Annotated in this window: 10 protein-coding genes; 7 read left to right on the top strand and 3 right to left on the bottom strand. The window is 70.4% G+C overall.

From position 1 onward, the window contains the following. The 3 genes from EHS43_RS25510 to EHS43_RS25500 all read left to right on the top strand — a co-directional run. Positions 1-2,210, top strand: a 2,210-nt coding sequence (locus EHS43_RS25510; RefSeq protein ID WP_125193101.1) for a molecular chaperone Hsp90, incomplete at its 5' end; no start/stop codon positions are given. Positions 2,211-2,375: 165 nt separating this feature from the next. After that, the gene (locus tag EHS43_RS25505; RefSeq protein ID WP_125193100.1) at positions 2,376-3,230 is read left to right on the top strand and encodes a DUF5707 domain-containing protein; all 855 of its coding nucleotides are present in this window, start codon (positions 2,376-2,378) and stop codon (positions 3,228-3,230) included. A 133-nt stretch (positions 3,231-3,363) separates the two neighbouring features. Next, positions 3,364-4,164 (top strand): hypothetical protein, encoded by an 801-nt coding sequence (locus EHS43_RS25500; protein WP_125193099.1) that lies wholly within the window; start codon positions 3,364-3,366, stop codon positions 4,162-4,164. Positions 4,165-4,175: 11 nt separating this feature from the next. Here the strand turns inward: EHS43_RS25500 and EHS43_RS25495 are convergent, their stop codons facing one another. Both EHS43_RS25495 and EHS43_RS25490 read right to left on the bottom strand, forming a co-directional pair. After that, positions 4,176-6,563, bottom strand: a complete 2,388-nt coding sequence (locus EHS43_RS25495) for an HAD-IC family P-type ATPase (protein WP_125193098.1) — start codon at positions 6,561-6,563, stop codon at positions 4,176-4,178. Positions 6,564-6,675: 112 nt separating this feature from the next. Then, complete coding sequence (locus EHS43_RS25490; RefSeq protein ID WP_125193097.1) at positions 6,676-6,960, bottom strand: DUF2530 domain-containing protein; 285 nt, start codon at positions 6,958-6,960, stop codon at positions 6,676-6,678. 111 nt (positions 6,961-7,071) lie between these two features. On the opposite strand from EHS43_RS25490, the gene EHS43_RS25485 reads away from it, so the two are divergent. Beyond that, the gene (locus EHS43_RS25485) at positions 7,072-8,466 is read left to right on the top strand and encodes an NCS2 family permease (RefSeq protein WP_125193096.1); all 1,395 of its coding nucleotides are present in this window, start codon (positions 7,072-7,074) and stop codon (positions 8,464-8,466) included. Between the two features lie 7 nt (positions 8,467-8,473). Here EHS43_RS25485 and EHS43_RS25480 read toward each other — a convergent pair whose 3' ends face one another. Then, a complete protein-coding gene (locus EHS43_RS25480; protein WP_125193095.1) occupies positions 8,474-8,704 on the bottom strand; it encodes a ribbon-helix-helix protein, CopG family in 231 nt (76 codons plus the stop codon). 103 nt (positions 8,705-8,807) lie between these two features. On the opposite strand from EHS43_RS25480, the gene EHS43_RS25475 reads away from it, so the two are divergent. The 3 genes from EHS43_RS25475 to EHS43_RS25465 all read left to right on the top strand — a co-directional run. Continuing rightward, positions 8,808-9,245: a MarR family winged helix-turn-helix transcriptional regulator gene (locus EHS43_RS25475; protein ID WP_125193094.1), complete on the top strand. Its 438-nt coding sequence runs from the start codon at positions 8,808-8,810 to the stop codon at positions 9,243-9,245. Between the two features lie 97 nt (positions 9,246-9,342). After that, positions 9,343-10,617: an MFS transporter gene (locus EHS43_RS25470; RefSeq protein ID WP_125193102.1), complete on the top strand. Its 1,275-nt coding sequence runs from the start codon at positions 9,343-9,345 to the stop codon at positions 10,615-10,617. A 59-nt stretch (positions 10,618-10,676) separates the two neighbouring features. Then, positions 10,677-10,949: 2'-5' RNA ligase family protein (locus EHS43_RS25465; protein WP_185806400.1), on the top strand; the 273-nt coding region annotated here is incomplete at its 3' end.

Genomic DNA, 10,949 nt, shown 5'->3' with positions numbered 1-10,949 from the left:
CCCCCACGCCCAGCGAGGAACCGCTCGGCGTCCCCGCGCTGCTCATCGCGTCCTTCCCGCTGGACACCACCCGCCGGCACGCGGCCCTCGGGCCCCTCACCGACTTCCTCGTGCAGCGCGCGGCGGACGCGTACACCGAACTCCTCGCCGGCTGGCGGCCGGTGAGCGAGGGGATCATCGCGCTGGTGCCCGGCCCCCTCGGCAAGGGCGAGCTGGACGGGGCGCTGCGGCAGGCGATCCTGGAACGGCTGCCGCGCACCGCGTTTCTCCCGCCCGCACTGGAACCGGGCGACGACTCCGAACTGCCGGAGGTGCTGCGCCCGCGCGAGGCGGAGGTCGTCGAGGGCGCAGGCGCCGACACCGTACGGGTGCTCGCCGAGGTGCTTCCCACGCTGCTGCCCGCCGGTCTCGAACGCCGGGTGGAGCTGCGGACGCTGGGTGTCGCCCGGGTTCCGCTGACCGAGGCCGTCGACCGGCTCGCGGGCCTGGAGAAGCAGCCGGAGTGGTGGCAGCGGCTCTACGGCAGCCTCGCGGGCGTCGACCCCGACCGGCTCTCCGGGCTTCCCGTGCCGCTCGCTGGGGGCACCTCCCAGGCTTTCGGCACTGGGGGAGGCCGTACGACCATCGGGCCCCGGCAGGTGCTGCTGCCCACCCCGGACGGTCCCCTGATCGACCTCGAACTCCTCGCCCGGCTCGGCCTCAAGGTCGCCCACCCGGCGGCCGCCCACCCGCTCCTGGAGAAGCTGGGCGCGCTGCCCGCGACCGCGCGCGCGGTGCTCACCACGCCCCAGGTGCGGGCCGCCGTCGCCGCCTCCCTGGACGACGACGGCGGTGTGAACTGGGAGGAGGACACCCCGGACGCCGAGGAGCTCGCGGACGTCGTGCTCGCGCTCGTCCGGGACGCGGGGCTGGAGCCCGGCGACGAGCCGTGGCTGGGCGCGCTCGCCCTGCCCGACGAGGAGGGGGAACTGGTTCCCGCCGGTGAACTCGTGCTGCCAGGAAGCCCGTTCGCCCGGGTGATGCGCGAGGACGAACTCGCGCTCGTGGACGCCGACCTGGCCGCCAAGTGGGGTGAACAACCCCTCACGGCCTGCGGGGTGCTGGCCGGCTTCGCCCTGGTCCGGGCCACGGACGTGGTCCTCGACCCCGACGAACTGGAGCCGCGCGAGGGCGACTTCGCCGAACCGGACGACGCGGGGCTGCTGGACGCCGTGGACGTGTGGTGCGAGGACGTCCTCGACCGCTTCCCGGACACACCGGTACCGCCGGTCGCCACCGAACTGGTCGCCGTCCGCGATCTCGACCTGGTCGACGAGGACAAGTGGCCCGAGGCCCTCGCCCTGCTGGCCCAGCCGCCCCTGAGGGACGCCCTGATCCAGCAGGTCCGCATCCTCCTGCCGGACGGCACGCACGAGGTCGTACGGCCGTACACCGCCTGGTGGCTGCGCGGGAACCCGGTGCTCGACGGCCGCCGCCCCGCCGGTCTGCTGGCGGCGGGCGGGGACCCGCTGCTGCGCGGTCTCTACGACGAGGCGGACGCGACCGGCTTCGACGACGAGCAGGTGCTGCGGGCACTGGGCGTCCGCACGTCGGTGGCCGCGCTGCTGGAGGAGCCGGGGGGTGCCGCCGAACTCCTCGACCGGCTCGCCGACCCGGAGCGGACCGTGTCCTCGGGGCAACTGCACGGTCTCTACAGCGCGTTGGCGGACCTGGATCCCGAACAGGTCACCCTGCCCGACGAACTGCGGGCCGTGGTCGACGGCCGGATCGAGGTCGTGGACGCGGCCGACGCTGTGGTCGTCGACTCGCCGGACCTGCTGCCGTTCACGGAGGGCGTCCCGCTGCTGCCGGTGCGGCCCTCCCGTGCGGCGGAACTGGCCGAACTCTTCCAGGTCCGCCGCCTGAGCGAGTCGGTGACGGGTTCGGTGGACTCCGAGGGCACCGAGCACGAGGTCCCGGAGTCCGTACGGGTCCTGCTGGGCGCGAGCACCCCGTCCACGTACGTCGAGCACGAGGAACTGGTCGTCGACGGCGTGGAGATCGACTGGCGCCTTACCGACGACGGCGTCCTGCACGCGGCCACCCTGGAGGGCGTGGCGGCGGGCCTGGCCTGGGCGGCGGGCCAGTGGCCCCGGCGCTTCGAGGTGGCGGCCCTGCTGGAGGACCCGACCCGCACGGCAGAACTGGCGCGGGACCGCTGGTTCGACTGATCACCGGCAACTGCTCCGGCGGAACCCCGACGAGTTCTGCCCGGGCCGGCCCGCCGGCCGCGGTGACATCACACAAATTTCTTACCACGCACGCAACGTGGTGGCCTGGGCGCGCATCTGACCCCACGAGCCGCCAGGCTCCTCGACCAGTCCCTGGGGGAACGCATGCGCATCCGCACCACCGTGGCCGCCGTCTCCGGCGGTCTCGTCCTCGCCGCCCTCGCCGTCCCGGTCGCTCAGGCCGACGGCGGGGGCCTGCACAAACCCACGGCCGCGGAGCGCTTCGGCGTCTCCAGAGCCGCGATGAGCACCGCCGCGGACGACGCGGAGCTGCCGGTCGTCTCCAAGGTGACGGTCAACGGCGGCAAGAGCATCGTGGCCGGTCTGACAGGCGTCAAGACCTTCGACGTCTCGTTGACCGCCAGCCACTCCGCCGGTATCCAGGACGCGTACATCGACCTGTGGCACGGCAGGGACCGCGCCCACGTCGACGGCGTGTTCGCCCCGAACGAGCAGAACGCCACCTGCACCGCGGTCAGCACCACGACCTCGAACTGCAAGCTCACCATCACGATCGACGTGAACCGCGAGGTGTACATGAACTCGCTGGCCGGTACCTGGCACGTGACAGCCGCCGCGCTGGCCGCCGACGAGACCGGCAGCGACTACTGGAACGACCTCTACGGCACCCACAGGCTCCAGCGCCTGTCCAAGCTCACGGCCAACGCCTCCCCGGAACCGGTGAAGAAGGGCAAGACCATCACCGTCACCGGCAAGCTGACGCGGGCCAACTGGGAGATGCGGACGTACTCGGGCTACTCGACCCAGCCGGTGAAACTGCAGTTCCGGAAGAAGGACTCCGACACCTACACGACCGTCAAGACCGTGAAGACCAACACCAAGGGCGACCTGAAGACCACGGTCAAGGCCACGGTCGACGGGTTCTACCGCTGGAGCTTCGCGGGCACCTCCACCACCCCGGCCGTCAACGCCGCCGGTGACTTCATCGACGTCAAGTAGGTCGACGAGACGTAAAGCGTTGCGCATGTGCGGTCAAAATCACGCCCCACCCGTACAACCAGTCCCCTGAGTCACGGATCTACGGAGTGAGTCAGCAGACTCCCGAATCCTTCTCTCCTCATGGGGAACGCACATGCGCATACGCGCCCTCGTCCTCGCCGCCTCCGGCGCCGTGGCCCTCTCCGCCCTCGCCGTGCCGTCCGCCTCGGCCGCCACGGCCGGGCCCGCCGTCACCTTCTCCCAGCTGAAGGTCAACAGCGGCAAGAACATCGTGGTCGGCACGACGTCGACGGTCACCGTCTCGGCGACCTACACCGTGACCAAGCCCGCGAGCCTGAACGCGAGTTCCTTCCAGACCGGGCCTGTCCTCTACCGCGGCGCCACGCTCGGACTGAACTCCGACGACCTGCTCGGCGGGGACGAGCCCGGCACCTGCACGGTGTCCTCCTCGACCGTCCTGAAGTGCACGGCGAAGATCCAGTTCCGCCCCAAGGGCTCCGACGAGGACGGCGACCTGCGCAGCAGTCAGGCCGGCACCTGGAAGCTGGGCGCCCTCGCGGTCAACAACGCCGGCGGCATGACCTGGCAGGGCAACCAGGGCACGACCCACCTCCAGCGCAGGGCCACCCTCACCACCGACGCCTCCCCGGAGCCGGTGAAGAAGGGCAGGACGATCACCGTCACGGGCAAGCTGGCCCGCGCCAACTGGGACACCAACAAGTACGCGGGTTACTCGACCCAGCCGGTGAAGCTCCAGTTCAAGAAGAAGGGCGCGACCACCTGGAGCACCCTGAAGACCATCAAGTCCAGCACCACGGGCGCCCTGAAGACCACGGTGACGGCCTCCACGGACGGCTACTTCCGTTACGTCTTCGCGGGCACCACCACGACCTCGCCGGTCAACTCGGCCGCGGACTTCGTCGACGTGCAGTAGCCCCAACCCCGCTAGGCGGGAGCGCGGCGGTCGACCCACCTCCACAGGAGTTCCAGGGCGGCCGCCGCCACCACCGAGACGCCGACCGCGATCCACGGCACCGTCAGCCCCACCAGCTTCAGCGCGAAGAAGTCCTGGAGCCCGGGCACGGCCAGGACCAGGACGAACGCGGCGCCCATCGCCGCGACCAGCGCGAGACGCCACCAGGTGTACGGGCGGGCGATGATCGCCAGCACCCACATCGAGATCAGGAACAGGGTCAGGGTCGCCGCGCTGGTCTCCGCGTCCAACGAGCCGCTCCCCGTGTAGTGGTGACGGGCGATCAGGTACGTCACGAAGGTCGCGATCGCCGCCACCACCCCGCCCGGGACCGAGTACCGCATCACCCGCCGCACGAAGTGCGGTTGCGCGCGTTCGGTGTTGGGCGCGAGGGCCAGGAAGAAGGCCGGGACGCCGATCGTCAGCGTCGACAGCAGGGTCAGGTGGCGGGGCAGGAAGGGGTACTCGACCTGCCAGCACACCACCAGGACCGCCAGCAGCACCGAGTAGACCGTCTTGACCAGGAACAGGGTCGCCACCCGGGTGATGTTGCCGATGACCCGGCGGCCCTCGGCGACCACCGAGGGCAGCGTCGCGAAGCTGTTGTCGAGCAGCACGATCTGGGCGACCGCGCGCGTGGCCTCCGACCCGGAGCCCATCGCCACCCCGATGTCGGCGTCCTTCAGGGCGAGCACGTCGTTGACCCCGTCGCCGGTCATCGCGACGGTGTGCCCGCGCGACTGGAGCGCTCCCACCATGTCCCGCTTCTGCTGCGGGGTGACCCGCCCGAACACCGTGCCCTCGTCGAGCGCCTTCGCCATCCCGTCCGGCTCGGCGGGCAGCTCACGTGCGTCCACCGTGCCGCCGGTCAGCCCCAGCTTGGCCGCCACCGCCCCCACGGACACCGCGTTGTCGCCGGAGACGACCTTGGCGCGCACGTCCTGCTCGGCGAAGTACCGCAGGGTGTCGGCCGCGTCCGGCCGCAGCCGCTGCTCCAGGACGACGAGGGCGGCCGGCCGTGCTCCCCGGGCGACCTCGGGATCGTCGAGGTCACGGGAGGCCCGGGCCAGCAGCAGCACCCTGAGTCCCTGCTCGTTGAGCCGCCCGGTCTCGGCGAGGGCGGGGTCGGCCGGGGACAGGAGCACGTCCGGCGCCCCCAGCAGCCAGGTGCCGGCCTCGCCGCCGCCCTCGCCGAAGGTGGCCCCGCTGTACTTGCGGGCGGAGGAAAAGGGGAGCGACTCGGTGCAGCGCCACTCCTGGGCGTCCGGGTAGGCGTCGATGATCGCCTGGAGGGAGGCGTTCGGCCGCGGATCCGCTGCGCCGAGAGCACCCAGCACCGTGCGTACGTACGACTCGTCGGCGCCCTGGAGCGGCCTGAGCTCGGTGACGTCCATGCCGCCCTCGGTGAGGGTGCCGGTCTTGTCGAGACAGACCGTGTCGACGCGGGCGAGGCCCTCGATGGCCGGGAGTTCCTGGACGAGGGCCTGTTTCCGGCCAAGCCGGATGACGCCGATGGCGAAGGCGACGGAGGTGAGCAGGACGAGTCCCTCCGGGACCATCGGCACGATGCCGCCGACCGTGCGGGCGATCGAGTCCTTGAGGGCGTTGTTCTTCACGAACAGCTGGCTGACGACCAGGCCGATCGCGGTCGGGACCATCATCCACGTCACGTACTTGAGGATCTGGGAGATGCCCGAGCGCAGCTCGGAGTGGACCAGGGTGAACCGGGACGCCTCCTCGGCGAGCTGGGCGGCGTAGGCCTCGCGGCCGACCTTGGTCGCCCTGAAGGCGCCGCCGCCGGCGACCACGAAGCTGCCGGACATCACCTGGTCGCCGGGCCGCTTGACCACGGGGTCGGCCTCACCGGTCAGCAGTGACTCGTCGATCTCCAGGCCGTCGGCCTCGACGACCTCCCCGTCGACCACCGCCTTGTCGCCGGGCCCGATCTCGATGAGGTCGTCGAGGACGATCTCCGAGGTGCTGACCGCGGTCGCGGTGCCGTCCCGCCGTACGGTCGGCCGCGCCTCACCGATCACCGCGAGCGAGTCGAGGGTCTTCTTCGCCCGCCACTCCTGGATGATGCCGATCCCGGTGTTGGCGAGGATGACGTACCCGAACAGGCTGTCCTGGAAGGGTGCGACGAAGAGCATGACCAGCCAGAGCACGCCGATGATCGCGTTGAACCGGGTGAAGACGTTCGCCCGGACGATCTCCGCCAGGGTTCGGCTGCTGCGCACCGGCACGTCGTTGACCTGGCCGCGCGTCACCCGCTCGGCGACCTCGGCCGCGGTCAGCCCGGTCACCGCCGGGGACGGGGCCGTCGTGCGGTCGAGTTCGGCGCCCGCCTCGATGTGCGTCATGCATTCGACGGTACGTGCGGTTTTACGGCTTCACCCGCCGAGTGACCGGAAGTTCCGACCTGGGGAGGAGACGGGAACGGGCGAGTGATGCCGTGGTACTAGGGGGCGCTCGTCACTCGGACGCAGGGGTGCCGGGGCCGTCCTGGGCGCTCGCGTTTTTGATCGCGGCCTCCCGCTTGCGCACGTACCAGGTGCCGTACAGCCCGAGCACGCCTCCGGCCAGACAGGTCCACAGCCACCAGGTGTGGTCGTGGTCCGCGAACCAGCCGTAGAAGGGGAGCTGCACGAGGAAGAGCACGAACCAGAGGATCGTGCCACCGGTGACGGTGGCGACCACGGGGCCCTCCAGGGGCTCCGGTGCCTCGTGCTTGAGAGGTCCCGAGAAAAAACCGGCCATGGGCACAGCTTACGAGGCGATCACATCTACGCGCGGAGATGGCCCCCTCGCTGTTATACGTTCATACTGAAACGGTTTGTGTCTGTCCACTTCTGCTCGTAGGAACATCCAATGCCGACCGCCCTCGACCGCTACTTCAAGATCTCCGAACGGGGCAGCAGCCTCCCGCGCGAGATCCGGGGCGGCTTCGCCACGTTCTTCGCGATGGCCTACATCATCGTGCTGAACCCGATCATCCTCGGCAGCGCCAAGGACATGTACGGCCACCAGCTGGACAACGGCCAGCTGGTCACCGCGACCGCCGTGACCGCCGCCTTCACCACGCTCCTCATGGGCGTGGTCGGCAACGTCCCGATCGCCCTGGCCGCCGGACTCGGCGTGAACTCCGTCGTCGCGCTCCAGCTCGCGCCCCGGATGTCCTGGCCGGACGCGATGGGCATGGTGGTCCTGGCAGGCTTCATCGTGATGCTGCTGGTCGCCACCGGTCTGCGCGAGCGCGTGATGAACGCGGTGCCGTTCGGCCTGCGCAAGGCCATCTCCATCGGTATCGGCCTGTTCATCATGCTGATCGGGCTCGTGGACTCCGGCTTCGTCTCCCGCATCCCGGACGCCGCCCAGACCACCGTCCCGCTCCAGCTCGGCGCCGACGGCCACCTCAACGGCTGGCCGGTCCTGGTGTTCGTGCTGGGCGTCCTGCTGACCCTCGCGCTCATCGTGCGCAAGGTCTCCGGCGCGATCCTGATCTCGATCGTCACGATGACCGTCGTGGCGGTGATCATCGAGGCCGTCGCCAAGGTCCCGTCCTGGGGCCTCACATCCCCGAAGTGGCCCGGCAACCCGGTCGCCACCCCCGACTTCGGCCTGCTCGGCAAGGTCAGCCTCTTCGGCGGCTTCGGCAAGGTCGGCGTGCTGACCGGCATCCTCTTCGTCTTCACGGTCCTGCTGTCGTGCTTCTTCGACGCGATGGGCACGATCATGGGCGTCTCCGACGAGGCCAAGCTCACCGACGCCCAGGGCCAGATGCCCGGCATCAACAAGGTCCTCTTCGTCGACGGCCTCGCGGTCGCCGCGGGCGGCGCGAGCTCCTCCTCGGCCACCACGGCCTTCGTGGAGTCCACGGCCGGCGTCGGCGAGGGCGCCCGCACCGGCTTCGCGAACCTGGTCACCGGCGGGCTCTTCACCGTGGCCCTCTTCCTGACGCCCGTCGCCACGATGGTGCCGTCCCAGGCCGCGACCCCCGCGCTGCTCGCGGTGGGCTTCATGATCCTGGCCAACTCGGTCCGCGACATCGACTGGGTCGACTGGACCATCGCGATCCCGGCCTTCATCACCATGGTGATGATGCCGTTCACCTACTCGATCACCAACGGCATCGGCATGGGCTTCATCACCTTCGTGGTGCTGCGCCTGGCGGCCGGACGGGCCAAGGAGATCCCGGCCGCGATGTACGTCGTCTCCGCCGTCTTCGCCTTCTACTACCTGATGCCGGCACTGGGCCTGACGTGACCCGCCCTCACGTGACCCCGTAGAACTTCTCGGTCTCGTCGACGGCGGTCTGGAACCGCTCGTCGAAGTCGTCCCGGATGAGCGTTCGGACCACATAGTCCTGGACGCTCATTCCCCTTTTGGCCGCATGGTCCCGGAGCCGTTCGAGCAGCTCCCCGTCTATCCGCAGGCTGAGCACGCTGGTCCCCATGGAGACGAGGGTCGCCGCCCGCGCCGGGTGCCGTTCACATTCCGCCATCGACTCACTCGTACGGGTGAAGATCGGGTTTCCGTGGCGGGAGTCACGGGAATCCTCGCGCACGCCAGCTTGTTTAGCCAGAGTAATGAGTTACGCTAAAGAGATGCCGGACCTTACCCATGGCGACGACGCTGCCGCCGTGAACTCCCTGCGATCAGCCGTGATGCGACTGTCCCGTCGGCTCAAGCACCAGCGCGTCGACGAGTCGCTGAGCCCCACCGAGATGTCGGTACTGGGCACCCTCTCGATCTGCGGCAAGGCCACCCCGGGCGAACTCGCCCGCAAGGAGCACGTCCAGCCGCCGTCGATGACCCGCATCGTGGCGCTGCTGGAGGCCAAGGGACTCGTCCGGCTGGAGCCGCACCCCGAGGACCGGCGCCAGAAGGTCGTCACCAAGACCGAGCAGGCCGAGACCATGCTCGCGGAGTCCCGCGCCAAGCGGAACGCCTTCCTGGCCACCCTGGTCGACGGTCTCGACGAGGACGAGTGGGCGAAACTGCGCGAAGCCGCCCCCGTGCTGGAGAAACTCGCACACCTGTAAGCCGCGAAGAGGAGGCGAACGCACTTTGAGTACGGGACCCGGAGCACCTTCCGCCCCCGCACCGATCCCTTCTACCTCTGTGTCCCGCAAGTCGTCGATGTTCAGCTCGCTGAAGGTCAGGAACTACCGCCTGTTCTTCGCCGGGCAGGTCGTCTCGAACATCGGCACCTGGATGCAGCGCATCGCCCAGGACTGGCTGGTGCTCAGCCTCACCGGCTCCGCCACCGCCGTCGGCGTCACCACGGCCCTGCAGTTCCTGCCGATGCTGCTCTTCGGCCTCTACGGCGGCGTCCTCGTCGACCGGCTCTCCAAGCGCCGCGCGCTGCTGTTCACGCAGTCCGCGATGGGCGCCACCGGCATCGCGCTCGCCGTCCTCACCCTGAGCGGCCACGTCCAGGTCTGGCACGTCTACCTCGCCGCCTTCGCCGTGGGCCTCGCGACGGTCGTCGACAACCCGGCCCGCCAGTCGTTCGTCTCCGAGATGGTCGGCCCCGGCCAGCTCCAGAACGCGGTCAGCCTGAACTCCGCCAACTTCCAGTCGGCCCGCCTGATCGGCCCCGCCGTCGCCGGCGTCATGATCACCGGCGTGGGCACCGGCTGGGCGTTCCTCGCCAACGGCCTGTCCTTCGTCGCCCCGCTGGTCGGCCTGCTGATGATGCGGTCGCGTGAGCTGTACGTCGTCGAGCGCGCCCCGCGCGGCAAGGGACAGCTGCGGGAGGGCCTGCAGTACGTGGCCGGGCGGCCGGAGCTGATCTGGACCATCGTCCTGGTCGGATTCGTGTCCACCTTCGGCTTCAACTTCCCCGTCTACCTCTCGGCCTTCGCCGACGACGTCTTCCACGCGGGCGCGGGCTCCTACAGCCTCTTCAACACGGTGATGGCGGTCGGCTCCCTGGCCGGCGCCCTGCTCGCGGCCCGCCGCGGCACCGCCAGGATGCGGGTGCTCGTCGTGGGCGCGGTGGCCTTCGGCACGCTGGAGATCGTGGCCGCGCTCGCTCCCTCGCTGTGGCTGTTCGCCCTGCTCATGGCCCCCATCGGGATGTTCGGGATGACCGTCAACGTCACCGCGAACACCAGCGTCCAGATGGGCACCGACCCGGCCATGCGGGGCCGCGTGATGGCCCTGTACATGATGGTGTTCATGGGCGGCTCCCCGATCGGCGCCCCGATCGCGGGCTGGATCACCGACGCGTACGGCGTCCGCGCGGGCCTCGCGGCCGGCGGCGCGATCGCCGCCGTGGCGGCCGTGACGATCGGCCTGGTCCTGGCCCGTGTCGGCAACCTGCGCCTGTCGGTCGGCTGGAACCGCGGCCACCCGCACGTCCGCTTCGTGCCCCGCGAGGCGCAGGAACAGCTGGCCGCGGCGGCGTGATCCCCACGGCCGGCCCCGGATGCTGATCCCCGTGCCCTCACGGTGACAGGCTGAGGTCCATGAGACTCTTCGCCGCGGTGCTGCCCCCGCAGGACGTGACCGACGAACTCGCCGCATCGGTGGCCCAGTTGCGGACGCTGCCCGGCGCGGAGGCGCTGCGCTGGACCGGCGTCCCCGGCTGGCACTTCACGCTCGCCTTCTACGGCGAGGTCGACGAGGACGCCGTACCGGAACTGTCGGAGCGGCTGGAGCGGGCGGCCCGGCGGACCGCCCGCTTCCCGCTGGCCGTGCGGGGCGGTGGGCAGTTCGGGCACGGGCGGGCCCTGTGGGCG

Origin of the sequence: Streptomyces sp. RP5T (genome assembly GCF_003933965.1) — a bacterium.
Classification (GTDB): Bacteria; Actinomycetota; Actinomycetes; order Streptomycetales; family Streptomycetaceae; genus Streptomyces.
The sequence above is the reverse complement of the archived record's forward strand: the minus strand, read 5'-3'. Positions and strand labels throughout refer to the sequence as shown.